The 25959-nt window shown below is 52.1% G+C and carries 26 protein-coding genes; 9 read left to right on the top strand and 17 right to left on the bottom strand.

What is annotated here, in order from left to right:
- Nucleotides 1-2 precede the first annotated feature (2 nt).
- A complete protein-coding gene (locus DFR47_RS01050) occupies nt 3-752 on the top strand; it encodes an SDR family oxidoreductase (protein ID WP_113942563.1) in 750 nt (249 codons plus the stop codon).
- A 70-nt stretch (nt 753-822) separates the two neighbouring features.
- On the opposite strand, the gene DFR47_RS01045 is transcribed toward DFR47_RS01050, so the two are convergent.
- The 5 genes from DFR47_RS01045 to DFR47_RS01025 all read right to left on the bottom strand — a co-directional run bounded on the left by DFR47_RS01045 (nt 823) and on the right by DFR47_RS01025 (nt 6582).
- A complete protein-coding gene (locus tag DFR47_RS01045) occupies nt 823-2052 on the bottom strand; it encodes a class I SAM-dependent RNA methyltransferase (protein ID WP_113942562.1) in 1230 nt (409 codons plus the stop codon).
- Nucleotides 2052-2831 carry a TlyA family RNA methyltransferase gene (locus DFR47_RS01040; protein ID WP_113942561.1) on the bottom strand — a complete coding sequence of 260 codons (780 nt, stop codon included), beginning with the start codon at nt 2829-2831 and terminating at the stop codon, nt 2052-2054. The genes DFR47_RS01045 and DFR47_RS01040 overlap by 1 nt, the downstream gene beginning before the upstream one ends.
- 109 nt (nt 2832-2940) lie before the next feature.
- Nucleotides 2941-4881, bottom strand: coding sequence for a 1-deoxy-D-xylulose-5-phosphate synthase (gene dxs, locus DFR47_RS01035; protein WP_113942560.1), 1941 nt, complete (start codon nt 4879-4881; stop codon nt 2941-2943).
- Nucleotides 4882-4986: 105 nt separating this feature from the next.
- On the bottom strand, nt 4987-5922 hold the full coding sequence (locus tag DFR47_RS01030; RefSeq protein WP_113942559.1) for a pirin family protein: 936 nt from the start codon (nt 5920-5922) through the stop codon (nt 4987-4989).
- A 120-nt stretch (nt 5923-6042) separates the two neighbouring features.
- Nucleotides 6043-6582: a YidB family protein gene (locus DFR47_RS01025; protein WP_113942558.1), complete on the bottom strand. Its 540-nt coding sequence runs from the start codon at nt 6580-6582 to the stop codon at nt 6043-6045.
- Nucleotides 6583-6823: 241 nt separating this feature from the next.
- Between DFR47_RS01025 and DFR47_RS01020 the strand changes: the two genes are divergently transcribed.
- From DFR47_RS01020 to DFR47_RS01010, 3 genes are read left to right on the top strand one after another with little or no spacing between them, the layout of a single operon-like run.
- On the top strand, nt 6824-7084 hold the full coding sequence (locus DFR47_RS01020) for a GlsB/YeaQ/YmgE family stress response membrane protein (RefSeq protein WP_113942557.1): 261 nt from the start codon (nt 6824-6826) through the stop codon (nt 7082-7084).
- 18 nt (nt 7085-7102) lie between these two features.
- Nucleotides 7103-7600: a DedA family protein gene (locus DFR47_RS01015; RefSeq protein WP_113942556.1), complete on the top strand. Its 498-nt coding sequence runs from the start codon at nt 7103-7105 to the stop codon at nt 7598-7600.
- A gap of 10 nt (nt 7601-7610) precedes the next feature.
- Nucleotides 7611-7949: an SH3 domain-containing protein gene (locus DFR47_RS01010; RefSeq protein WP_245416402.1), complete on the top strand. Its 339-nt coding sequence runs from the start codon at nt 7611-7613 to the stop codon at nt 7947-7949.
- Between the two features lie 58 nt (nt 7950-8007).
- Here DFR47_RS01010 and DFR47_RS01005 read toward each other — a convergent pair whose 3' ends face one another.
- The 4 genes from DFR47_RS01005 to aroC all read right to left on the bottom strand — a co-directional run bounded on the left by DFR47_RS01005 (nt 8008) and on the right by aroC (nt 11772).
- Entirely contained in the window at nt 8008-8277 is a 270-nt protein-coding gene (locus tag DFR47_RS01005) for an exodeoxyribonuclease VII small subunit (protein WP_113942555.1), read from the bottom strand.
- Nucleotides 8278-8280: 3 nt separating this feature from the next.
- On the bottom strand, nt 8281-9243 hold the full coding sequence (locus DFR47_RS01000) for a histone deacetylase family protein (RefSeq protein WP_113942554.1): 963 nt from the start codon (nt 9241-9243) through the stop codon (nt 8281-8283).
- A 182-nt stretch (nt 9244-9425) separates the two neighbouring features.
- Nucleotides 9426-10532 carry a 3,4-dihydroxy-2-butanone-4-phosphate synthase gene (ribB, locus tag DFR47_RS00995; protein ID WP_113942553.1) on the bottom strand — a complete coding sequence of 369 codons (1107 nt, stop codon included), beginning with the start codon at nt 10530-10532 and terminating at the stop codon, nt 9426-9428.
- A gap of 148 nt (nt 10533-10680) precedes the next feature.
- Nucleotides 10681-11772, bottom strand: coding sequence for a chorismate synthase (aroC, locus tag DFR47_RS00990; protein ID WP_113942552.1), 1092 nt, complete (start codon nt 11770-11772; stop codon nt 10681-10683).
- Between the two features lie 392 nt (nt 11773-12164).
- Between aroC and DFR47_RS00985 the strand changes: the two genes are divergently transcribed.
- Nucleotides 12165-12422: a DUF1344 domain-containing protein gene (locus tag DFR47_RS00985; protein WP_113942551.1), complete on the top strand. Its 258-nt coding sequence runs from the start codon at nt 12165-12167 to the stop codon at nt 12420-12422.
- Nucleotides 12423-12497: 75 nt separating this feature from the next.
- Here DFR47_RS00985 and DFR47_RS00980 read toward each other — a convergent pair whose 3' ends face one another.
- The 4 genes from DFR47_RS00980 to DFR47_RS00965 all read right to left on the bottom strand — a co-directional run bounded on the left by DFR47_RS00980 (nt 12498) and on the right by DFR47_RS00965 (nt 15788).
- Nucleotides 12498-13097: a histidine phosphatase family protein gene (locus DFR47_RS00980; protein WP_113942550.1), complete on the bottom strand. Its 600-nt coding sequence runs from the start codon at nt 13095-13097 to the stop codon at nt 12498-12500.
- Between the two features lie 10 nt (nt 13098-13107).
- Nucleotides 13108-13926 carry an enoyl-ACP reductase FabI gene (gene fabI / locus DFR47_RS00975; RefSeq protein WP_113942549.1) on the bottom strand — a complete coding sequence of 273 codons (819 nt, stop codon included), beginning with the start codon at nt 13924-13926 and terminating at the stop codon, nt 13108-13110.
- Nucleotides 13927-14207: 281 nt separating this feature from the next.
- Nucleotides 14208-15107, bottom strand: coding sequence for a DnaJ C-terminal domain-containing protein (locus tag DFR47_RS00970; RefSeq protein ID WP_113942548.1), 900 nt, complete (start codon nt 15105-15107; stop codon nt 14208-14210).
- Nucleotides 15108-15362: 255 nt separating this feature from the next.
- Nucleotides 15363-15788, bottom strand: coding sequence for an RT0821/Lpp0805 family surface protein (locus DFR47_RS00965; protein ID WP_342633943.1), 426 nt, complete (start codon nt 15786-15788; stop codon nt 15363-15365).
- A 576-nt stretch (nt 15789-16364) separates the two neighbouring features.
- Here DFR47_RS00965 and pdxH point away from each other — a divergent pair.
- A complete protein-coding gene (gene pdxH, locus DFR47_RS00960) occupies nt 16365-16976 on the top strand; it encodes a pyridoxamine 5'-phosphate oxidase (protein ID WP_113943164.1) in 612 nt (203 codons plus the stop codon).
- Nucleotides 16977-17032: 56 nt separating this feature from the next.
- On the opposite strand, the gene ubiA is transcribed toward pdxH, so the two are convergent.
- Complete coding sequence (gene ubiA / locus DFR47_RS00955; protein WP_113942547.1) at nt 17033-18016, bottom strand: 4-hydroxybenzoate octaprenyltransferase; 984 nt, start codon at nt 18014-18016, stop codon at nt 17033-17035.
- 119 nt (nt 18017-18135) lie between these two features.
- On the opposite strand from ubiA, the gene purD reads away from it, so the two are divergent.
- The 3 genes from purD (at nt 18136) to DFR47_RS00940 (ending at nt 22118) form a co-directional block, all read left to right on the top strand.
- Entirely contained in the window at nt 18136-19440 is a 1305-nt protein-coding gene (gene purD, locus DFR47_RS00950) for a phosphoribosylamine--glycine ligase (protein WP_245416400.1), read from the top strand.
- Nucleotides 19441-19596: 156 nt separating this feature from the next.
- Complete coding sequence (locus DFR47_RS00945; protein ID WP_113942545.1) at nt 19597-21363, top strand: acyl-CoA dehydrogenase family protein; 1767 nt, start codon at nt 19597-19599, stop codon at nt 21361-21363.
- 2 nt (nt 21364-21365) lie between these two features.
- Nucleotides 21366-22118, top strand: a complete 753-nt coding sequence (locus tag DFR47_RS00940) for a crotonase/enoyl-CoA hydratase family protein (RefSeq protein WP_113942544.1) — start codon at nt 21366-21368, stop codon at nt 22116-22118.
- A 190-nt stretch (nt 22119-22308) separates the two neighbouring features.
- On the opposite strand, the gene DFR47_RS00935 is transcribed toward DFR47_RS00940, so the two are convergent.
- The 3 genes from DFR47_RS00935 to DFR47_RS00925 form a co-directional block, all read right to left on the bottom strand.
- On the bottom strand, nt 22309-22875 hold the full coding sequence (locus tag DFR47_RS00935; protein WP_113943163.1) for a DUF6101 family protein: 567 nt from the start codon (nt 22873-22875) through the stop codon (nt 22309-22311).
- A 576-nt stretch (nt 22876-23451) separates the two neighbouring features.
- Nucleotides 23452-24861, bottom strand: coding sequence for an FAD-binding oxidoreductase (locus DFR47_RS00930; RefSeq protein WP_113943162.1), 1410 nt, complete (start codon nt 24859-24861; stop codon nt 23452-23454).
- Between the two features lie 60 nt (nt 24862-24921).
- On the bottom strand, nt 24922-25884 hold the full coding sequence (locus DFR47_RS00925; RefSeq protein WP_113942543.1) for an L-threonylcarbamoyladenylate synthase: 963 nt from the start codon (nt 25882-25884) through the stop codon (nt 24922-24924).
- Nucleotides 25885-25959: the final 75 nt, after the last annotated feature.

The raw sequence follows: 25959 nt of genomic DNA, 5'->3' as shown, positions 1-25959 counted from the left end.
ATATGAAAAACTTGAATGGTTTAACTGCTGTTATTACCGGCTCAGGCCGTGGTCTTGGCGCTGCAATGGCAATGATGCTGGCCGATGCCGGTTGCAAGATTGTGCTCTGCGCCCGCAATCAGTCTGCACTCAAAGATGTTGCTGATCAGATTGAACAGCGCACAGGACTGTGCCCTGATCAGGTTGTGGTTGATCTCGCTGATAATGCCAGTATCGGCTGTGCAACTACCCAGATCACTGAGAAATACGACACGATTGATCTGCTGATTAATAATGGTGCGATGTGGCTGGAAGCCAGCGATGAACCGCATAGCGAGCAGGAAGTCTTCGGTACCATCAATGCTGCGGTGACCGGCAGCTTTCTGTTCACGCAAGGCATGCTGCCGCTGCTGAAACGCTCTGCAAGACCCGATATAGTGACCATCGGTTCTATCAGCGCATTGCCAAACGCCCCGCTGCATAGTGTAGCTGTACCGTTTTATGCTGCAAAACATGCACAGGCAGCGATCGCAACAGGCTTACAGCAAATGCTGCGCGGCACACCTGTGCGCTCGCTCTGTGTGCATCCGCCCTATCTCGATGATATTTCACCGGCAGACGCGGAATGGGATGCCATTCCGGAGCGTGCCAAAGGTGAGCGCGCAACCAATCGCGATGTTTGTGAAGCGGTGATGTTTGCGATCACCCGACCGCGCCATATCACGCTGTCATCCATTACTATTGATACAGATGAAGGCGGGTTGTTCGGCTAATCCTGCTATCAAAATGCAAAACGGGCTCATTGTATTCACAACGAGCCCGTTTTTTTATTCTAAACTGCGTTTATTTCTTCGACAGCAGCGCTACGGTTTCCACATGGGATGTCCACAGGAACTGATCGACAGGAATAATCTTGTCGATCTTGTAGCCGCCCTTCACCAAAATGGCGAGGTCGCGCGCCAGTGTCACCGGATTACAGGAAACAGCTGCGACTTTCGGTACGGAAGACTTAGCAATCTGCATCGCCTGCTCTTCAGCACCGGCACGCGGCGGATCGAAAACCACGCCCTGATAGGCGTTGAGATCTTTATAAAAGATCGGGCGGCGGAACAGATCGCGGCGCTCATGCGTGACCGGTTTCAGCCCCTGCACATGACGGATACCACGATCCAGTGCAGCCAATGCAGGTGCATCATTTTCCACCGCATGAACCGCCATCGTCTCAGCAATACGTAGTGCAAAAGTACCGACACCACAGAACAGGTCAGCCGCTTTTTTGACCTTTTTGAAATGGCCGATCACCAGCGCAACCATAGCTTCTTCAGCTTCGATTGTTGCCTGAAGAAAACTGCCGGACGGAATATTCACCGGCACCTTGCCGAAGGTAATCAACGGCTTTTTCGGTTCCAGAATAATCTCACCGTCAACGCTGAGACGGGCAAAGCCCAGTTCCATCATCAAAGGTGTGAGAATACGGCGAGCCGCATCATCCGGTGTCGGGCAGCCGCTTGCAGCCAGATCAAGGCCGGATTCTGTATCGGTAACCGTCAGTTTGAACGGCTTTGCACCATCGGCCAGATGAATGGCAACTTTACGCAGATCATCCAGACGGGAGATAATCGCCGGAACGGTCACCGCACATTCGGAAATATTGATCAGCTCATGGCTCTGATGACGGTTAAACCCAAGCAGCAAACCGGCTTCGGTTTTGCGAATGGCGAATGTCGCACGACGGCGGCTCTGCGGCGCACATGGCACTAATGGCGCCAGTTCATATTTCAGCCCGCGACCATCAAGGCTCGCGGCCACCAATGAACGCTTCCAAGCCTGATAAGCAGACATTTCCCAATGCTGCAAGGCGCAACCGCCGCAGTCTTCGAAATGACGGCAGGATGGTTCTACACGCTGTTCCGATGCTTCCAGCAAGGCCATCAGGCTGGCACGGTTCTTATCCCGCGCAACATTGGCAACTTCACCCGGCAAGGTAAAAGGCACAAAAACCTGACCATCCGGCAGCTGGGCAACACCATCACCACCGGCACCCATCGCATTGATTGTGACACGCAAACTCATCAAACATCGTCCTTTACGGCGGCAATACGGTTCTTTTTGCCTGCCAAAATATATTCCTGATTGCCATCACCACCGGTAATCGGTGAGGCACAAAATCCTAAAGCCTGCCAGCCGGACTGCTCATTGAGCCAAGCCTGCAAATCCTGCGCAATCTTCTCACCCTGCGACGGGTCTTTGAGAATGCCGCCTTTGCCGATTGCCTCACGTCCTGCCTCGAACTGCGGCTTCACCAGCAGCAGACACCAGCCGCCATCGGCGCAAAGATCAAGCGCCTTGGGCAGTGCCAGTTTCAACGAGATAAAGCTGACATCCGAGACAACAATCTCAATCTTGCGTTCTTGCAAATGGCTCACATCAAGCACACGGGCATTCAGCCCTTCGAGATTAGTAACGCGCTTGTCACCACGCAAAGTCTCATGCAACTGGTCATGACCGACATCCACGCAGATCACATGCTCTGCACCGCGCTCAAGCAGCACTTGTGTGAAACCACCGGTGGATGCACCGATATCCAGTGCTGCCTTGCCCTCAACCTCAAAACCAAAATGATCAAGCGCAGCCGTCAGTTTCAGTGCCGCACGGGAGACAAAACGGCTCGCCGGATCATCCACCGCTAATTCGGCCTGTGCCGTTACGATCTGACCGGCTTTCGTGACCACCTGACCATTCACGCGCACGGTGCCACGTGCTACCGCATCGCGGGCACGCGAGCGTGAGGCAAACAACCCGCGCTCCACCAGCGCCTGATCTAGGCGTATCTTATCTGTCTTTTCATTCATGCTGCCTCAATGAAGGAGACAACGCCTGAGCGCAAGATGTAATTAGAGCGCACATATCCATAATGACATATGCGCTCCGATATTTTTAAAGCAATCCTGTCAGATGGTATCAGGCACGCAGACCGCCACCAGCCTCGCCGGTCAGCACATCACGGCCAAGGGCTGCGAAGGCCGCGCGTACAATACCGGCACTATCCAAGCCTGCACCGGCATACATCGCCTCAGGCTTGGCATGATCCAGAAATGCATCCGGCAAAGTCAGCGTGCGAACACGCAGACCGTGATCCAGCGCCCCTTCGTTGCTGAGATAATGCAGCACTTGAGCACCAAAGCCACCAGTTGCACCCTCTTCAATTGTCAGAAGCACCTGATGTTCTTTAGCAAGACGGCGGATCAGATCATGATCCAGCGGCTTGGCAAAACGCGCATCGGCAACAGTGGTGGAAAGACCTGCTGCATCCAGCTCATCAGCAGCAGCCAAGCATTCCTGCAACCGCGCACCGAAGCTCAAAATCGCGATCTTGCTGCCTTCGCGGACAATCCGGCCTTTGCCGATTTCCAAAACAGTACCGCGCTCCGGCAGATCAACACCCACACCATCGCCACGCGGATAGCGGAACGAGATCGGCCCTTCTTCATATTCCGCAGCAGTGCGCACCATATGCACCAGCTCGGCTTCATCCGATGCGGCCATCACCACAAAACCCGGCAAATTGCTCAGGAAGGCAGTATCAAAACTGCCCGCATGAGTAGCACCATCCGCACCGACGACACCGGCACGGTCAATCGCAAAACGTACCGGCAAATGCTGGATCGCCACATCATGCACCACCTGATCATAGGCACGTTGCAGGAAGGTGGAATAAATCGCTGCAAAGGGCTTCAAACCTTCTGCTGCCAGACCAGCGGCAAAAGTCACCGCATGCTGCTCTGCCATGCCGACATCAAAAGTCCGTTTCGGAAATGCCTGCCCGAAAAGATTAAGCCCTGTTCCATCCGGCATGGCCGCAGTCACAGCCACAACCTTCTCGTCATGACGCGCTTCTTCAATCAGCGCATTAGCAAAGACTTTTGTATAGCTCGGCGCATTTGCAGGCGGCTTTGATTGCTTACCGGTAATGACATCAAACTTGTTAACGCCGTGATATTTATCAGCTGCAGCTTCCGCAGGGGCGTAACCTTTGCCCTTCTGGGTTATCACATGCACCAAGACTGGTCCGTCAACATTATCGCGGATATTGGTTAGCACCGGCAGCAGATGATCGAGATTATGACCATCCACAGGGCCGACATAATACATGCCCAGCTCTTCAAACATTGTGCCGCCAGCCCAGAAACCACGGGCAAATTCTTCTGTCTTGCGCGCTTTATCCTGAAAGAATTTTGGCAGTTTCTTACTGATCTGCTTGGCCATCTCACGCAGGTTACGATAAGTCGGCCCCGACACCAGACGCGCCAGATAGGCGCTCATTGCACCGGTCGGCGGTGCAATCGACATATCATTATCATTGAGAATAACAATCAGACGGGCATCCAGCGCACCGGCATTATTCATCGCCTCATAGGCCATACCGGCGGACATGGAACCATCACCGATCACCGCAATGACATTGCGCTTTTCGCCTTTGAGCTCACTCGCCACCGACATGCCAAGACCAGCCGAAATCGAAGTCGATGCATGGCCGGTGCCAAAATCATCATACTCGCTTTCAGCACGCTTGGTAAAACCGGACAGACCGCCTTCCTGTCGGATGGTCGGCATACGCTCACGGCGACCAGTCAGAATTTTATGCGGATAGGTCTGATGGCCGACATCCCAGATCAGACGATCATTGGGTGTATCAAACAGATAATGCAGTGCCACAGTCAGCTCGACCACACCAAGACTTGAACCAAGATGGCCACCGGTGCGGGACACAACGTCAATCAGATCGGCGCGCAATTCATCCGCCAGTTGCGGCAATTGTGCAGGCGCAAGCTTTCGCAAATCTTCCGGTAAATGCACCTGATCCAGCAAAGGCGTGTGCAGCTTGTTATTAAAACCGGTCATCTGGAAAACCTTATTATTCTATGGACAGTTCAGGGCAGACGGAAACATATATAAAAGGCTTTGTTTCCCATCTGCCGGTCATTTGCAATCAACTATTTCAAATAGTTATTCAGGGAGCGGAATAAATTCCTCAGCATCCCCCGGAACAATATCAAAGCGGCGGCTACGCCACTCTTCTTTTGCCTGCTCAATACGTTCTTTTGATGATGAGACAAAATTCCACCAGATATAACGGCGGCTATCCATTGTTTCACCACCGAAAACCATAATCTGCGCACCCTCGCCGGCAAAATTCTGCGGCACGGCTTCAATCACAATATCATCGCCCTGCCGGAAGGCCAGAAGCTGATTATCCGTAAACACTTCACCGGCAATACGAACCGCACCGCTTAAGATATAAATCGCGCGCTCTTCCTGCACGGCAGGTAAATGAAACTTCCCGCCAGCCTCAATGAAAACATCTGCATAAAGTGTGTCGCTATAAGTTGGCACATTGGACTTCAGTCCGTGCATGTCGCCAATCATCAGGCGCATGCGAAATTCTTTTTCCTGCAACCACGGCAATTCCTGCACCGTATGATTACTGAATTCCGGCGCCATGTTTTCATAACGCTCCGGTAGTGCAACCCATGTCTGCACACCGGAAATTCCGAGCGGTGCCCCACGCATTTCCTCTGGTGTGCGCTCCGAGTGCACAATGCCACGTCCGGCGGTCATCAGATTGACTTCACCCGGATTAATCACCTGCTCGGTGCCCAGACTGTCACGGTGACGAATATTACCGTCCAGCAGATATGTTACTGTTGAAAGACCGATATGCGGATGCGGCGCGACATCGAGTGCCTCGCCTGCACGCAATAAAGCAGGCCCCATCCGGTCGAAGAAAATAAAAGGCCCGACGAGACGACGCTTGGACGTCGGCAAAGCACGACGCACCTGCAGACCGCCTACTTCGCTGGTACGCGGCACAATCAAAGTCTCAATTGCATCAATCGACTGAAGATCACCGGGAACCGGATCCTGACCAGGAAAAAAACTCACGAAGCAATCCTTTCAGCAAAATCCGACATTAAAAACTTCAATCATAATAACATAAAAAAGAGATGTTCGGAAATTTGCTTCCGGACATCTCATCACAAATCAGTCAGCAACAAAGAGTGCTTATTTCTGGCTAAGCATTTTCAGCAATTGCTGCATGTCCGGCACCTGACCATTGGCAGTCAGCTTGTCTACGATGCCCGGAAGCGCAGCAGAAAGCTCTGCCAGCAAATCCTGCTCATTGACGCCAGCCTGACGTGCAATGTCAGAAATTGTATTCTGACCAAGCGCATTGCCGAGCTGATCCGGTTCAATGGCTGCATTATTGCCACCGCCAACCCAGCTTTCAACTTTGTCGCCAAGACCAGCCTGTTTCAGCTGGTCAAGCAGACCACCCAAACCGCCGCTGCCCGCATTCGGTGCAGCTTGTCCGGCCGAACCGCCGCCCAGTACTCCGCCCAGCAAGCCACCCAGAAGATCACCAAGACCACCACCGGATGGTGTTTGATCCGGCAGCTGCGCCTGAGGCTGCTCATTCTCATCGGATTTACCGCTAAACATACGACCAACGAGCAAGGCACCCAATGCAATGAGAACCGGCTTGGTCAGACTGCCGCCCGGTACCGGTTCATTATTAGAAGAGTCACCACCAAAAAGGCCCATTTTATACTTCCTCCAAACCTGCGAAATGCCGGATAATGCTCAGCTTTACGTAAAAAAAGTAACTTGGCAAGATTGTACCTTGCCAAATATGCATTGATATGGGAGCGTTTTACCGAGTTTCCAGAGCGAAACGTCACATATTTACCGGCAGTTTTTGCTCTGTACTTTATCATTTTAGCATGTTTGCAGTTACAAATCTGCATCTGACTGCAAAATGCTTTTGCGACACGGAGAAACAACAATGTCAGTGATCAGCTGGATTATTCTCGGTCTCATTGCCGGTTTTATCGGCAGCAAAATTGTCAATAAAAGCGGTCAGGGCATGCTGATGGATATTGTCCTCGGCATTGTCGGCGCGGTTATCGGCGGTGTTATCTTCAACTTCTTCGGAGCAGCCGGTGTTACCGGCCTCAATATTTACAGTCTGATTGTCTCGGTTATCGGGGCTGTTGTGGTGCTGTTCCTGTATCATGCCATCAGCGGGCAAAAGCAGCTGCGATAAACAAAAACGGACACTATTATGCATTGGATTGAGCCATATATCGCCACCTATGGCTCAATTGCGCTGTTTATTACCATCTACTTTGAGAGCTTCGGTGCACCTGTGCCCGGAGAATCTATTTTAATTGCCGCTTCCCTGCTGGCACAGCAAGGCACATTGTCTTTGCCTGTGATGCTGATGGCTGTTTTTCTGGCTGCTATTCTCGGTGACAGCACGGGCTACCTGATCGGCCATTTCGGCGGACGCAAGGTGCTGTTGCGTTTCTGCCCCTATGTGAAGCTCACGCCGGAAAGACTCGAGAAGTTTGAAGCGCTGTTTGAAAAATACGGCAGCGGCATTGTGATCACCGCACGGTTTTTTGCCATTCTGCGACAATTGAACGGTATTATGGCCGGTGCATTGAAAATGCACTGGCTCAAATTTGTGGCAGCCAATATTATCGGCGCAGCACTCTGGACACTGGTTTGGGGTGCAGGCCCCTATTATTTCAGCGCTTTTTTCCGTTCTCTTTTATAAGTAAACAATCATGATCCGCAAAACCGTTACCGCAGACCACGAAGCCAGCTATCCCGATCCGATCAGCGTCAAGCAAGGCGAGGTCTTAAAGCTTACAGGTGAAGATTATAACTGGGATGGGCATGTATGGCTGTGGGCAATCAATGAGCAGGGCAAAACCGGCTGGATTCCCGATACATTGGCCAGCCGCACAGCGGACGGTTGTTTTGCAAAGAAAGATTATTCAGCAATGGAACTGACCTGCGTAACAGGACAAGTGCTGGAGAGCTTTGATACCACGCATGGCTGGGCATGGTGCCGCTCAGAAGATGGCAATGAAGGCTGGGTGCCGCTTAAAAATCTCTCATAATACAACAATGCCTCATCTGTGAGGATGAGGCATAAAAATGAAACCATTTTGAAAAGACTTATTCCGGATCAAGCGGCTCGGTGCCGGTTGGCTGACCGTCGCGGTTGAGTTTAATCTTCTCAACCTTATCCTCTGCCGATTGCAGCAATTTCTCGCAATGATTTTTCAGCGCTTCACCGCGCTCATAAATCAGGATCGATTTTTCCAGAGGCACATCACCGCGTTCCAGATCATCAACAATTGTTTCCAGCTGCTTGAGCGCCTGTTCGAAGCTCATGACAGCAATATCGTCATTGGAAGCTGGTCCGGTGGTGTTCGGCTCGGTCATAATTTATCCTTTCATCAAACGCGTAATATGCGCTGCGGCGGAAAAGGACAAGCCCTGTAAATCATATCCGCCTTCAAGAAAACTGATCAGCCGGTTATTGCAGAACCGGTCGGCGCGCTCCATCACCTGCCCCGTCGCCCAATCATAGTCGGCTTCGATCAAATTAAGTTGAGCTAACGGGTCAAGATAATGACCATCAAAGCCCGCTGAAATCAAGATCAGATCGGGACGAAAATTATCCAGCGCCGGTAAAATACGCGTTGAAAACGCTTCACGAAATTCACGACTGCCGCTATCGGCCAGCAAAGGCGCATTGACGATATTGCCAACACCGGTTTCCTTCACCAAGCCAGTGCCGGGATAAAGTTGCGACTGGTGCGTTGAACAAAACAACACATCCTTGTCCGCATCAAAAATGTCCTGCGTACCGTTGCCATGATGCACATCCCAATCAATAATCGCCACGCGTTCCGCACCAAAATGGCTCTGTGCATAGCGAGCAGCAACAGCGACAGTATTGGTGATGCAAAAGCCCATCGCAGTGTCAGCAGTTGCATGATGTCCGGGCGGACGGGCAGCGATGAAAACATTATCTGCCTGCCCGTTAAATACATCTTCCACCGCTGCAAGGGCAGAGCCGGTTGCCGCCAACACGGCATGCCAGCTTTGCGGGCTGACATAGGTATCCTGCCCGACATTCACAATCGGCTGTGCCATGCCTGAGGCTAATTGCTCTTCATCAAGCGGATCTGGAATTTGTGCTTTAATTTTCTTCAGATACGATGCCGGATGCACCAGACCTAAAGCACCTTCATCAGAAAAAGGCGCCTCCACCTGATCCAGGGCGTAATAATCATAGCCTTCCAGCACGCTGAATAAAGCGCGCAAGCGATCCGGACGCTCAGGGTGCCCTGCTGGTGTGAGATGCTCAAGAAAAACCGGATGCGAGTAAAGTCTGGTTGCCATAATTCCCTATATCTGCCTGCTTAGAGCAACCTTTGCGCGCAATCGGGCGCACGGCGCTCTAAAGCATGTCGCGCTCAAATATATTCATTTGAGCTACCGCGAACATGCGATAATTAAAAAAATCTAGAGCGAGCGCATTGGTTACGATTAAACGCAACACGCTCTAGTCAGGCAGAATAAAATTACAAGATTTCAGTTTTAAGAATAGTAATACCGAAACCTTCCAAACCGACATAATGGCGTTCTTTGGAAGCCAGCAAGCGGATGGAACTAATCCCCAGATCTTTCAAAATCTGCGCACCCAGACCAATCTGTCGCCATTCTTCATCACGCGCCTGCGCTTCTTTGTGATCTTCCCTGTCGTGATGCTCCGCATGGCGACGGGATTGCTCATTTTTACCAACACCCACAGAGCCTTCACGCAGATAAACCAGCACACCACGCTTCTCGGAGGCCATGCGCTGCAAAACCTTATCAAGGCCGGAATTAGCACCGAAAGCATCCGTCAACACATCTTCACGATGCAGACGCACCGGTACATCCTCACCATCGCGGATATCACCGAATACCAGAGCCACATGTTGCATCGGCTCCCATGGCAGCTGATAGGTGAAAGCCTGCGCCTGACCGGCCAGTGTTTCCACTTCGGCCTCGCCCATGCGTACAATCAGCGTTTCCTTGCGCTGACGATAGGCGATCAGATCGGCGACTGTGATGCGATGCAGGCCATGCTTTTCGGCAAATTCTGTGACCTGAGGCCCGCGCATCACCGTGCCGTCATCATTGACCAGCTCGCAGATCACCCCAACCGGCGGCAGATTCGCAAGTTTGCACAGATCAACCGCTGCTTCCGTATGGCCGGAGCGCATCAGTACCCCGCCCTCACGGGCAACCAGCGGGAAAATATGACCCGGCCGCACAAAATCGGCAGGCCCTGCATTCGGGTTTGCGAGATTACGCACAGTCAGCGTGCGGTCATCGGCCGAAATACCGGTCGTTGTGCCATGTTTGTAATCAACAGTAATGGTGAAAGCAGTGGAATGCGGTGCATCATTTTCCGCTACCATTGCTGTCAGGTTAAGACGCTTGGCCTCTTCCTTCGGCATTGGTGTGCAGACAATGCCGGACGTATGGCGCACAATAAATGCCATTTTCTCCGCTGTGCAATGCACCGCTGCTACAATCAGATCGCCTTCGTTTTCACGCCCGTCATCGTCCATAACAACAACGATTTCGCCTCGCTCGAAAACGCGCAATGCATCAACAACCTGCTTCTGATTATAGCTCATGCTTCACTCCATAATATTACCGAATGGACATCACATATAACTGCTCTGGCCGCATCATTCTCAAATGCGGCCAGCTTAAATGATAGCTCTCAGACGCGGTGGTCTGGCCCCAAGGTTATTAAACGCGGCCAGTCTGGCCCCACATTTATCAAACGCGGCCTGTCTGGCCGCGGTGACGCAGATAATGGTCTGCAATGGCACAAGCCAGCATCGCTTCGCCGATCGGCACGGCGCGAATACCAACGCAAGGATCATGACGGCCTTTGGTCATCACATCCACCTCGTTTTTATCCACATCAATCGAACGACGCGTGGTGAGAATGGACGAAGTCGGTTTCACAGCAAAACGCGTAACAATCGGCGCACCGGTTGCAATACCGCCGAGAATACCACCGGCATTATTCGACAGGAATACCGGATTGCCATCCGCATCAACGCGCATTTCATCCGCATTCTGCTCACCGGTCAGCGTTGCCGCTTCAAAACCATTGCCGATTTCCACACCTTTAACCGCAGGGATCGACATCAGATGCGAGGCAATATCCTGATCCAGCTTGGCATAAAGCGGCGCACCGATACCGGCAGGCACACCTTCAGCGACAACTTCAATCACCGCGCCAATGGATGAACCGCTTTTGCGGATACCATCCAAATAGTCTGCAAACAGCTCGACCGAGCCTGCATCCGGTGTGAAGAACGGATTATTATCCACTTCTGCCCAATCCCAGCGGGAGCGGTCAATTTTGTGAATACCCATACCAACCAGTGCTGCACGCACGGTCAGTCCCGGTACAACTTTGCGGGCAATGGCACCGGCAGCAACACGGGCTGCGGTTTCACGCGCAGAAGAACGACCGCCACCGCGATAGTCACGCAAACCGTATTTTACGTCATAAGCGTAATCCGCATGACCCGGACGATATTGACGAGCAATTTCGCCATAGTCCTTGGAACGCTGATCGACATTCTCAATCATCATGGAAATCGGTGTACCAGTGGTGGTCATCACACCATCTTCACTGGTCAGCACACCCGACAATACACGCACCTGATCCGGCTCGCGGCGCTGCGTGGTATATTTTGACTGACCCGGCTTGCGCTTATCAAGATAGGTCTGAATTTCAGCTTCGGTGAATTGAATGCCCGGAGGGCAGCCATCAATAACACAGCCAAGCGCCAGCCCGTGGCTTTCGCCCCAGGTCGTCACGCGGAAAAGATGGCCAAAGCTGTTATGCGACATAGAAAACCCCAAGATTGAACCGGTTCTGTGCGGTTCATTTTAATTTCAGTTTGGTGATCTGTTTCTATTCGTCTTTTAAGCAGCGGTCAAACAGCAGAAAGGCCGGAACGCAAAAAACCGTCGCTATTCCAGCTATTCCCTCTTACTCTACCGTGGAGTTTGAAAATGTTGCATAAATCCGCGAATATGGTCTATCTTTTGCTTTTATGCGTATCTGACCGAAACTAGAGAAGAAATCAGTCCAATATACGGATTATCCCGTGAGGGGCTTACAATTTTCGGGACAGGTTCCGGTTACGACAGCAAAAGACTTTCAGGGCAGCAGGTCCTTCAAATGCCATAATTAACCTGCAGCTTTGGACAACGGATTTTACCACGCACAAGGATCTCTCATGCGTATTTTCGCCATTCTTACATTGTTACTCGCACCGTTTTTCGCCGGAGCTGCTCTGGCTGACGATGCGGAAGGCAAAATCACAAAAATCAATGAAGATGCAGAATCCATTACGCTGGATAACGGCAAAGATTACCGTCTGCCCGGAGAATTCGATTTCAGTACAATTGAAAAAGGCATGAAGGTCATTGTCACTTATGACCTCGTCGACAATGTGCGCTATATCAGCAATATCGATGAAACAGACGGCGGCTGATCTGCCTCCTATTGCAAGCATAAAAAAAGCGCCATTTCCGGCGCTTTTTTATTTAGATCGACCTTTGTGCTGTGGTCAAATCCACTCAAGGTGATTATTCTCAAGCTTCAGGATTTTATCCTGCGGCACAGGCAGATGCGCTGCATCCTGACCGCTCATGCCCTCAATCAAATAGAACAGAGTACGGATACATCCGCCATGGGTGACGCAAACCGTCTTGCCCTGAACAGTTTCAAGCCATTGAGCAATACGTTTTGAGAGCCCCATATAGCTTTCAGCCTGGTCACCCGGCGGCACAAAGTTCCACTTATCGCGTTCACGCTGCTGCAAAAGCCCCGCATTGCCGACACCGACAGCTGCGAACTCTTCCATCATGTGTCCCTGCCAGTCACCGAAATGCACTTCCATCAGCAACGGATCGGTGCGGTAGGCCAGCGGATCAAGCCCCATACGGGTGCGGATACGCTCCATCGTTTCACGGGTACGGCGCAGAGGACTTGCAACAAAGTCAAACCCTTCTGCGGTTCCGATCAGTGATTTCAGCATATCACCATTGCGGTCAGCCTGTGTTCGGCCATGGTCATTGATGTCAATGTCCATTTGCCCCTGCACACGCTGCGAGACGTTCCAATCTGTCTCGCCATGACGCGAGAAGTAAATGATTTCCCGTGCCATAGTGCTCACCTTAGTCCTTAATGACCGAAATATCCGGCGCATCCACAGCCTTCATACCGATAGTATGATAGCCGCTGTCAACGTGGTGCACTTCACCGGTTACCGAACGGGACAGGTCGGAAAGGAAATACAGGCCGGAATCACCAACTTCATCAATGGTCACAGTGCGACGCAGCGGTGCGTTATACTCGTTCCATTTCAGAATATAGCGGAAATCGCCAATACCCGAAGCAGCCAAAGTCTTGATCGGGCCAGCGGAAATCGCATTAACGCGGATATTCTGCGGACCAAGATCAACAGCCAGATATTTAACGCTGGCTTCAAGCGCTGCCTTGGCAACACCCATGACGTTGTAGTTCGGCATGACTTTTTCTGCACCATAATAGGTGAGTGTCAGCATGGAACCGCCGTCAGCCATCAGTTTTTCCGCGCGCTTAGCAAGCGCTGTGAAGGAATAAACCGAGATCAGCATGGTGTTCGTAAAGTTTTCTGCTGATGTATCGACGTAACGACCGGTCAGCTCATCCTTATCGGAGAAGCCAATGGCGTGAACGAGGAAGTCCAGCTTGCCCCATTCTTTTTCGATCAAAGCAAAAACTGCATCCATGGATGCATCGTCAGTCACATCGCAATGGCCGCAAAGCAGTGCGTCCAATTCAGCAGCGAGCGGCTCAACGCGCTTCTTCATTGCATCGCCCTGATAGGTCAAAGCAATCTCAGCACCGGCATCCCGGGCAGCTTTGGCAATACCCCAGGCGATAGAGCGGTTGTTGGCCAGACCCAAGATCAGCCCGCGTTTTCCTTGCAACAAACCGGATTTGGTGGTCATGCACCATACCTCATAAAAATATCATCTGAATAGCTGCCTATCGCATAGCACAGTAGCGGCTTCAAGCAAGGACGGTAATTTTTGTCCTCCGTCCCCTTGAAAGCGACTGTTTCAATGCAGATATCAGCTGATTGTTTCTATTATGTAACGGTTCTGCCCAAGAATAGAAAGCAGTATTTGCGGGCGCGATTCCACCCGCAAATCACTTTATTTTGCCCTTGATTGCAAATCACGCACATCCGTTCAGCGCAATATCGCAACCAAATACAGTAGCGAACCCATCAACCGGCGCGCGAACGCAGCAATGATTCGAGCTGCTCATCACCGTCTTCCGGCAGCATAATCTGGATATGCACGAACAGATCTGCCGCATCGCCGGTTTTGTTCGGCAAACCTTTGCCTTTCAGGCGCAGGATTTTGTCCGAGCTTGACCATGCCGGAATGCGTACAGCCACACGACCGTTCAAAGTTTCAATTTCCGCGCGCGATCCCAGCACGGCATCGCTCAGCTGCACCGGCAGATCGAGATGCAGATCACGGCCATCTAGGCGGAAACGCGGATGTTTCCTGAAATTGATCGTCACCAAGGCATCACCGTCAACGGCACCGGGGATTGTTTCCCCCTGCCCTTTGAGGCGAATGGTCTGACCGTCCTCAACATAGGCCGGCAGCTTGATCGACAGTTTCTTGCCATTCGGGAAAACGGCTTCAACTTTTTCAGCACCGGCAGCCTGCTCAAGCGTCACAGAAATGGATGCTTTCAGATCAGGTGCTTTGGACGGCGCTCGGCTACGGGTACGACCGCCACCGGCAAAACCACCACCAAAGATGCTGCTCAGAATATCCTCTGCGCCGTCAAAACCGCCCTGCTGAAAACCGCCGCCAGAACCGCCACGACGGAAACCCGCGAAAGGATCGCCCTGCTGACCGCCATAGCCGTGACCGGCAAAACCGGCAGGCTTACCTTCCGCGTCTATTTCACCACGATCGAACTGGCCGCGCTTGTCTTTGTCACCGACGATTTCATAGGCCTGATTAATTTCGGCAAATTTCTCCTGTGCCTTCGGATCATCCTGATTTTGGTCAGGGTGATACTTCTTGGCCAGTTTACGAAAAGCAGATTTTATTTCTTCAGGCTTCGCCGTTTTAGCGACGCCCAATACGCTATAGGGATCGCGCATAGTATTCCTTTATCGTTGCGGTGACTGCACAAACGGAATCACCAGTAAATTGTTCCAAATCATAGCGCATCCGGCGCACTTGTCAGAAGAGATTAAATAACTGATCTGCTTTATGAAAAGCGGCAGCAATCTGCGACAGGCTCCGGCATGCTTTTACAATGCAATATGCGCATCAGTGCGCAATTTTTCCAGAGACGCGCAACGAAATAGTGCAATTACGTTATGAAAACAAAGAGTTCAGCGCATTTTACTCATTCAGAGTGGCGCAAAAGAGGTCAAGGCCCATGCGCCGCCCTGCGCCATGCAAGCCTGTCCGCGATAAAGTGCGGCACCGTCAAAAGCCTCACGCGAGGTTTCAAACTCACGGCACAGACCGGCTTCGGTCTTTTTCTCAGCAACAGTGGTGATGGTACCCTGACTGCCGGTATCGGGATTAGCCCAAGGAATAGGTGTCTTGCCCCATTGCGTGAAATTCAATGCAGAGACAACATTCCGGATCGTATTCTGATCCGACATTTTGCTGCTGTCCGTGACTTCAGCAACAGGCGGCTTATTCACTGAACCGGTAATCGCAGTTTTATCCGGTGCAGCTTTCTGAAGATCAAAACCGGACATCGCACAACCGGAGAGCAACGCAACAGCACCAACAACCACCAGAATCCGGCATGAAACACCCTGCATACGCTGCAAGAAGTGATTATTCCGTAATTCTGTTGTCGTCTTTGTGACTGGCAAATGATCGTCCTGACTGGCTGGGAACGGAACTATCCTATAAGATCATCCCGTATTAATGTAAATCAGACATTTGTTATGAACCAATCCGCGTTAACAAGCGGTGAGTTTGCAAGGTAAACAAATCACTACTCAGCGTCAAAGGCTCCGGCCTGCTGTTTTCACAGCAATTCAAAATGCTGATAACAAGATTATTCCCGCACAACGCTTTCTTGTGTTTTTCCTGATTATTTCTTGATCTGGCACCCCATGCTCACTGTCGTTCTGGGCCGGTTTCTGAGAAAATATTCGATTTACGGGACTTCACAAGCACGGACAGCCATGTAAGGTATGCGCGTTATAATTACGGCGCAGCCTAGAGCATGTCGCGCTCATATGAATGCATTTGAGCTACCGCGAACATGCGACAATTAAAAAAATCTAGAGCGAGCACTGCGATTCAACATGAACGTAAACCGCTCTAGGAGCGCCTTCGCCGAACCGGCCAAAGCTTTCTGCTTTGATAATTTAAGTGAACAGACCGATATGACAACATCCGCTGATGATTTCACCGCTGCGACCGAACCTTTCCGCCTGTTTGCAGAATGGATGCAGGATGCAACCAAATCCGAACCAAATGACCCGAATGCCGTTGCCGTTGCTACCGTCGACGAGAGCGGTCTGCCGAATGTGCGTATGGTTCTGCTGAAAGATTTCGATGAGCATGGCTTTGTTTTCTATACCAATTATGAAAGCCAGAAGGGTCAGGAAATTCTGTCCGCCGGTAAAGCAGCCATGTGCTTTCACTGGAAATCCCTGCGCCGCCAAATCCGTGTGCGTGGTCCTGTCGAGCAGGTAAGTGCTGAAGAAGCCGATGCCTATTACCAGTCACGTCCGCGCGGCAGCCGCATTGGTGCATGGGCTTCCAAACAATCCCGCCCTCTGGAAAGCCGCTTTGCTCTGGAAAAAGCAGTTGCAGAATATACCGCGCGATTTGCAATCGGTGAAATTCCGCGTCCTGAATATTGGTCAGGCTTCCGCATCAAGCCGACTTACATCGAGTTCTGGCATGACCGTCCGTTCCGCCTGCATGATCGTCTGATCTTCAAGCGTGACACGCCGGAAGGCGATTGGACAACTCAGAAATTCTATCCGTAAAAAACAAAAAAGCCGCGTCTGAGACGCGGCTTTTTTATTTACAGCGATGAACAGGTTCAGATCACCGGTTTGATCACAACCCACAAAGAGCCAAGTACCAAACCGGCAAAAATCAGCCAGCCGACAATATTGTTGGAGCGGAACAGGCGCAGGCATTGCTCCGGATTGTCAATATCCAGCACAATAATCTGGCGATACAGATGCACACCGGCGGCCAGCAAACCAGCGAGTGCAGGCATCGGCACTTCAGCCGAAGCAAAAGCCCAGGCAAAGCAAATCAACGCACCACCATAGAGCAGCATCAGTGCCAGCTTGGTTTTCTCACCAAACAAACGTGCCGTTGAGCGCACGCCGACCAGCGCGTCATCTTCTTTATCCTGATGTGCGTAGATTGTGTCATAGCCAATCGTCCACATGATTGCACCAACATAGAGCAGCACCGGTGCCAGTGATAAAGAACCGGCCTGTGCCGACCATGCCACCAGCGCACCCCATGAAAAGGCCATACCCAGCACCAGTTGCGGCCAGTCGGTAATGCGCTTCATGAACGGATAAGCAGCAACAATCACCAGTGAGGCAAAGCTCAACGCCACGGTAAACCAGTTGAACTGCAGCACCACCGCAAGCCCGACCAGACATTGCAGGGCTAAAAACAGCCATGCCTGTTTGCGGCTCACCTGACCGGACGGCAACGGGCGGGAACGCGTACGCGCAACTTTATCGTCAATATCCTGATCGGCCAGATCATTCAGCGTGCAGCCTGCACCGCGCATGGCAATGGCACCAACCAGAAACAGTGCCATATGCCAGAGCGACGGCAAAACCGTCCAGACATCATCACCTGCTTTGGCACCGGCACTCGCGACCATGGCCGCCGACCACAGACATGGCCAGAGCAGCAATTGCCAGCCAATCGGGCGATCCCAACGGGCAAGCTGCGCATAAGGCCACAGGCTTGGCGGCAACAAACGATAGACCCAATGGCCGGACGGAGCGTCCATAACTTTGCCTGTTTGGCCGCGCGCCTGAATCTGAACCATTTATGCAAACCTTTCGCAGTTGCATTCTTATAAATGCTTTCAAATTCTCTAACGATTTCGTAAAGGAGGAGCAAGCCTGAAGCACATCCAAGCCTGAAGTACATCATGGAGAAATGCCTGTGACCACGTCTTCCTCAGAAGCTCTTAAAGTTCTGCTCATCGGCTCCGGTGGCCGCGAACACGCTCTTAGCTGGAAACTGGCAGCTTCCCCGCTGCTCGGCACGCTCTACTGCACACCGGGCAATCCGGGCATTGCCGATCATGCCACACTGATTGATCTCGACATTGATGATCATGATGCCGTGATTGCCTTCTGCCACAGTTTCGAAATTGATCTGGTTGTTGTCGGCCCTGAAGCACCACTGGTCGCCGGTATTACCGACCCGTTGCTGAAAGCAGGCATTAAAGTATTCGGCCCTTCACAGGCCGCCGCCCAGCTTGAAGGTTCCAAAGGCTTCACCAAAGACCTTTGCGCCCGTTTTGATATTCCGACCGGCAGCTATAGCCGCTTCAACAACGCCCCGAAGGCCAAAGCCTATATCCGCGAACAGGGTGCACCGATTGTCGTTAAAGCCGACGGTCTAGCCGCAGGCAAAGGCGTGGTTGTTGCCATGACTTTGGAAGAAGCTTTGGATGCGGTAGATGCCTGTTTTGAAGGCCATTTCGGCGATGCCGGTGCCGAAGTTGTGGTTGAAGAGTTTCTCGACGGTGAAGAAGCCAGCTTCTTCTGCATTTGTGACGGCACAACCGCTTTGCCTTTTGGCAGCGCGCAAGATCATAAACGCGTTGGCGACGGCGATACCGGCGCCAATACCGGCGGTATGGGCGCCTATTCCCCTGCCCCGATCATGGATGAAGCCATGACGGAACGGGTGATGAAGGAACTGATTGAGCCGACCATGCGCGGCATGGCTGAAATCGGCGCACCTTTCAGCGGCGTGTTGTTTGCCGGCCTGATGATCGGCAAAGATGGTCCGAAGCTCATCGAATATAATACACGCTTCGGCGACCCTGAATGTCAGGTGCTGATGACCCGTCTCAAAGATGACCTGCTGGTGATTATGCTGGCAGCAGCCAATAATATGCTGAACCAGCTTTCAATCCGCTGGAGCGATGAGGCCGCCCTCACTGTTGTTATGGCAGCAGAGGGCTATCCGACCTCCCCGCGCAAAGGCACAATTATCAAAGGTGTGGAAGACGCCGATGCTCTGCCGGATGTGAAAGTGTTCCATGCTGGCACCGTGCACAAGGACGGTGACTTGCTGGCCAATGGCGGACGCGTTCTCAATGTTACCGCCACCGGAAAAACAGTTTCCGAGGCGCAGGCAAAAGCCTATCAGGCGGTTTCTAAAATCGACTGGCCGGAAGGTTTCTGCCGTAAAGATATCGGCTGGCGTGCTGTTGAGCGTGAGAAAACAGCCTAAGTATAGCTTTTTTAAAACCCGCCTTACCGGCGGGTTTTTTCTTATTTACACGCCCGGAGAATTTATTGACGTTTACGTAATAAGCCGATACCAATAATCATTAAGGAGAACTGTGGCTGCATTCTTTCACGCGAATGCGCCAAACGGAGAAAGCAGATGTATCGCGCACCACTGAATCAGATCAGCCAGACACTCAATCAGGTTGCAGACCTGCCGGAGCTTTTGAAAACAGAGCTTTTCTCTGAGCTTTCACCGGATATTGTCGATGCGATTTTGCAGGAGGCTGCCAAATTCAGTGAGACACGTATCACGCCGCTACGCACCAAAGGCGATCAGCAAGGCGCAACCCTTAAAGATGCAAAAGTTACGACGACAGAGGGCTGGCAGGCACTCTATAAAGACTGGACAGAGGGCGGCTGGAACGCGCTGACCGGTGATCCCGCCTATGGAGGTCAGGGGTTACCAACCTTGCTCTCGGTCGCGGTTGCAGAGATGTGGAATTCCGGCTCGCTCGGTTTTGCCATTGCCTCCACCCTGACCATGGGCGCGGTGGAAGCACTCGAGCACCATGCCAGTGATGCGCTAAAAAATACCTATCTTGAAAAGCTGATTTCCGGCGAATGGTCAGGCACCATGAACCTCACCGAGCCGCAAGCAGGTTCAGATCTTGGTGCTTTACGCAGCCGTGCTGAACGGGCAGATGACGGCAACTACCGGATTTTCGGGCAGAAAATTTTCATCACCTATGGCGAGCATGATCTGACCGACAATATCGTGCATCTTGTACTGGCACGCCTGCCCGATGCACCGGCAGGCACCAAGGGAATTTCACTGTTTTTGGTACCGAAATATCTGGTCAATGAAGACGGTTCGCTTGGCGCGCGCAATGATGTATTCTGCGCAGGGCTAGAAGAAAAACTCGGTCTTCACGCTTCACCAACCTGCACCATGATTTATGGTGACGGCTTTGGTGATACCGGTGAAAAAGGCGCTGTCGGCTATCTGATCGGCGAAGAGCATAAAGGCCTCGCCTGCATGTTCACCATGATGAACAATGCCCGCCTGCTAGTCGGTATTCAGGGTGTAGCTGTAGCGGAAGCCGCCTATCAAAAAGCCCGCGCCTATGCAGCAGAACGTCGTCAGGGACGTTCTTTAAATGCAGCCAAAGGCGCTGAGATGAGCCCGATCATCGAACACCCCGATGTAGCGCGCATGTTGCTGACCATGAAGGGTCTGGCACAAACCTCGCGCTCGATCTGCTACGCGACTGCACAGGCACTCGATATGGCAAAGGCCGATCCTGCCAATGGCACATTCTGGGCAAACCGCGCCAGTCTGCTGACGCCGCTCGCTAAAGCCTTCTCTACCGATAGCGGTGTGGATGTCGCCTCTCTCGGCGTTCAGGTGCATGGCGGCATGGGCTATATCGAAGAAACCGGTGCTGCCCAATTACTGCGCGATGCCCGCATTCTCCCGATTTATGAAGGTACCAACGGTATTCAGGCCATAGATCTGGTGATGCGTAAACTGCCATTGGAAAATGGCGGGCATATTCATGGTTTCCTGCAGGAATTGCGGGACATTGCCGAACAGGCCAAGACATCGGATACACTGAAAACGATCGCACCGCAGCTTGAAACCGCTTTGGACACAGCGGAAGAAACCACGCGCTTTCTGCAAGACTGTATTGTGCAAGGCGACAGCCAGACCGCGCTGTGCGGTGCCACCACCTATCAGCGCCTGCTGTCTCTGACAGTTGGTGCGCTTTATCTGGCCAAAGCCGGATTGCATGACGGGAATACAGCCGCACTGGCAGCCTTCTTCGCACAAAATACTTTGCAGGAAACCGCAGGGCTGAAACAGAGCATTCTCAATGGTGCAACCAGCCTGACAAAGGCAACCAAGCTTCTGCAGGATATTTGACGATGAGCGAATTTATTAAAACAGAACGCCACGATGCCGTGCAGATTATCCGTATGAACCGTCCTGATAAGAAGAACGCCATCACCCGCGATATGTATCACGGCATTGCCGATGCTTTGAGACAGGCAGACAATGATGACAGTATCCGCGTCAATGTGCTGCTCGGTCTGCCCGGTGCCTTCTCCGCCGGTAATGATATGCAGGATTTCATGACAGCGGCTATGTCTCAGGGCAGTCTCGGCGGCGAAATTGTCGACTTCCTGCACACATTATCCCAATCCCGCAAACCTCTGATTTCCGGCGTTGATGGTCTGGCGATTGGCGTAGGCACGACGCTAAATCTGCATTGTGATCTGACTTTTGCTACGCCGCGCGCTGTTTTCCACACCCCGTTTGTTGATCTCGGGCTGGTGCCGGAGGCAGGTTCAACACTGCTTGCTCCCGGAATCATGGGGCATCAGCGTGCCTTTGCTTTGCTGGCAATGGGTGAGGCTATGAGCGCTGAACAGGCACTTGAAGCCGGCATTGTCTGGCGTATTGTGGCGGAAGATGTGCTGGAATCAGAAGTACTGAACGCTGCACAAAAGCTGGCAGCACGCCCGCCAACGGCTCTGCAACTGACCCGTGAACTCATGAAAAGCCAGCCTGAACCGCTGAATGCCCGTATTGACCGTGAAGCGCAGATTTTCGCAGACCGTCTGAAATCTGCGGAAGCCGCACAGGCCGTCGGCGCATTCCTCTCCCGCAAAAAATGAATAAAAAAAGACCGTATATCCGGAAAGATATACGGTCTTTGCATGTTCTGTGACTGGAGATCACATATTCAGTTCGCAGTTTCGCGTAATATTCTTAATTTTTATACCTGCAGCGCCATGACGGCCATTCACATTCCCGCGAGCAGTCATTTCGGTATTTTTCACACGCGAGCAATGATCTCTGGTTTTTTTAAACGCGAGCAATAATCTCGCGGCCGGAAATCTTCAAAGTTACGCCCAGCGAACCGGTTTTACGGCGCGCCAGAAAACGTGGACGACGACGGCGCTGTTCCTGTCCCTGACGGCGCTCTGTACTGGCCGATGCGGTTACACCACCGATTGTGTCATGCACAGGACGCGCAACACCATCAGCCTCAACCAGCAACATCGGCAATTTGTAGGCATTTGCCCATGCATGCCAATCCGCAGCCACATCATCCAGATCATGCGCAACCAGCAGCGGCACAGACATTTGCGGGTCTTCGTGCATCAGTTCCAGTGTCACAGTAATCAGGCCATGTTCATCCTCAACTGCACGTGCTGTCACGCCCAAAAATACATGCGCAGGCAGCGCCACAGACATTGGCAGGCCGCTCGATGGCAGAACACGTCGCAGTACTGCGCCACGTTCATTGATCGTGAAGGTCACATCTTCCTGCTCACCCGTTGAAGCATAAGAAATGCTCTGCGGGAACTGTGAAGGATCGAGACGGATCTCTCTGCTCGCCCAAACTGGTTTGTCCTGTTTTTCCAGCATCTGGTTCATCGTTTTCTTGCCCTGTACCTTCTGAGAACCGCTGTTATTGTTTTACTGTCGGTTCTTTTTTCTATCGGACCTTTGTGGTCTCGTTGGATGCAAGAATAGCGTACAGAGCTCCCAATCTGCTTAAATGACAGGGTTAATGCTTCTGTCTTTGGCAAAATGGTTTACAGATTCCAACCACAGTTAAGACTTCAGCAAGGGCTGTAAACACAGCTTAACCCTGTGAAACCGGTAAATATTTATGATTTTTAACAAGAGCTAAATAAACAGAGCCTGCTGTACCTTTTCAGCGCCCTTTTTCATAGTTAAAGGCGTTTAGTTCTGAATATTCTCTGAATTTCACTATATGTCAGCAACCAGTTGTTAAGGCTGCGCCTGTGGACATTAAATCCGCATTAAACACGCTTGTTGCGTACCAATCTTTTGCTAACCGCAATTTTTCAGCTCAAAATGTGGATATTTACCGCTCGTTTATGATGAGCGGTGTGTAACACGGCCTCTTTTTAACAATTGAGCCGCCGCTTCTTAACGAAACGGCGGCTCAATGTTTAAATTTTAACAAGGTTCAGCTCAAAGCAGCTTGTCAGGGTTCATAATATTCTTCGGATCAAAAGCCTGCTTAATCCGGCGCATCAATTCCAGCGCCAGCGGCTGTTTAAAGGCACGCAATTCTTCACGCTTCAACGCGCCGATACCGTGCTCTGCGGAAATGGAGCCATTATAGCGCATGACAATCGTATGGATGCGATGGTTCAACTCATGCCAGCGGGCCAGAAAAGCCTGCTTATCAGCACCGATCGGCTGCGAAACATTATAATGCAGATTGCCGTCGCCAATATGGCCGAAACAAACCACACGTGCAGACGGGATCATCTCTTCAACTGCAATCGCCGCTTCTGCAATGAATGCAGGGATGGAGGCAACAGGCACCGAGATATCGTGTTTGATAGAGCCACCTTCCGGCTTCTGCGCCGGAGACATCTCTTCACGCATTTTCCAGAACAGATCAGCCTGCGCACCATTTTGTGCAATGGCGGCATCCTGCACCAGTTGGCTCTCAAAACCTTCACTCAGGATGGCTTCCAGCATTTCCTGTGCATCTGTTTCGGAACGGGCAGAGGAAATCTCGGCCAGCACATACCAAGGATAAGCGCTTTCCAGCGGGTCACGCGCTTCTGCAATATGGCGCAGAATAAATTCCATGCCGATACGCGGCATAAGTTCAAAACCGGTCAGCGCCTGCCCTGCCTGATCAGTTGCCAAACGGAAAAGCTGCACCACATTTTCCGGCGACTGCAATCCGACATAGGCGACTGCCTTGCCTTTCGGCTGCGGATGAATTTTCAACACAGCTGCAGTGATAACACCAAGCGTGCCTTCCGCACCGATAAACAGATCACGCAAATCATAGCCGGTATTATCTTTTTTCACACGACGCAGATCATTCAACACCTGTCCGTCGGGCAAAACCACTTCAAGTCCAAGGCATAATTCGCGCATATTACCATAGGCAAGCACAGCCGTGCCGCCTGCATTGGATGAAAGATTACCGCCAATCTGGCAAGAACCCTCTGCCCCTAAAGACAACGGAAACAGCCGTCCCGCATCCTGCACAGCTTCCTGCAAATTTTGCAGGATAACACCGGCTTCGACCGTGACGAGATTGCCGGTCGTGTCAATATTGCGGATTTGGTTAAGCCGCGACAGTGAGAGAATGATCGCCCGTCCGCTGGTATCCGGCTGTTGTGCGCCAACAAGTCCGGTATTGCCGCCCTGCGGCACCACAGGTGTTGCTGTCTCATAGGCCAGCATCATAATGGCCGAGACTTCATCCACCGTTGCAGGGCGCAGAACCAAAGCAGCGCGACCGTGAAACAGCTCTCGCGGTTCGCTCAAATAAGAAATCTGATCGGCCGGGTCGCGCAGCGCGTTTTTCTCTCCGACAATTGCCGTGAAACGCGCAATCAAATCATCTGACATCGTCATCATCTGTTTCCGCCCAAGCTCAATTAATCACGCAGTGCAGCAGTCCAAATTCAACTAATCGCGCGGCGCAGCCGCACGGGATAAGCGATCATTAATTGCCTCGCCCAAACCATTATGCGGTACCGGTTCAACGGCAATCGTCTTCGCCCCTGCTGCATCCAGCCGCTTCATATAATCGAACAAGTGCACGGCAGCCTCGTGGAGATCACCGGAAGGGCTTAAGTTTAACATCGCAACGGCTTTATCCGCACCAGATGCGCGCTGCGCCCCAAAAGCCAGCAGAGCTTCACCTTCGCGAACCTCCGAGACGTTCAACCGCATCGCGGCATCCGGTGCATAATGTGACGCCATCATACCCGGCGCCTGAATAGCCGCACGCTGATCCAGACGATGCAGTGGCTCACCGATGAAAGCCTCAATCTCTTCTGCTGCCAGACCGCCCGGACGCAGCAGAAAAGCCTGACCATTTTCAATTTTAACAATAGTGGATTCCAGCCCGACAACACAGGCACCGCCATCAACAATCAGGTCGAGTTTAGCGCCCAGATCATCCTGCACAGCCTGTGCCGAAGTGGCACTGATACGGCCGGAGCTATTGGCGCTCGGTGCCGCCAGCGGACGATCAAGCGCGGCAATGATTTCAGCAATCGGCCCGCGCGGCATACGAATAGCGAGTGTTGTCAAACCCGCAGTTACCAGCGGATGAATTGCAGCCCCCTCACGCAGAGGCAATACCAGTGTCAACGGACCCGGCCAGAACTTTGCTGCAAGTCTACGGGAGATATCATCAAACACCACATAGCGCTCGGCCATATCAAGCGTCGCCATATGGGCAATCAACGGATTAAAATGCGGCCGTCCCTTGGCAGAGAAAATACCGGCAACCGCACTGCCATTAGTGGCATCTGCCGCCAGACCATAAACAGTCTCTGTCGGCAAGGCTGCAAGTTTGCCTGCGCCCAATACCTCCGCAGCAATTTGTAAATCGGACGGCTCTGTACTGATAATTTGCGCCATTCCGTTTCTCTCCTGCATATTTCTACGAAAAAGCCCTGCCGAAGTCTTTTCTGCGGCAGGGCTTCAAGACGATAT

This window comes from Pseudochrobactrum asaccharolyticum (assembly GCF_003314995.1).
GTDB lineage: Bacteria > Pseudomonadota > Alphaproteobacteria > Rhizobiales > Rhizobiaceae > Pseudochrobactrum > Pseudochrobactrum asaccharolyticum.
Note: the sequence above shows the minus strand (reverse complement) of the source record. Positions and strands in the feature narration are given on the sequence as shown.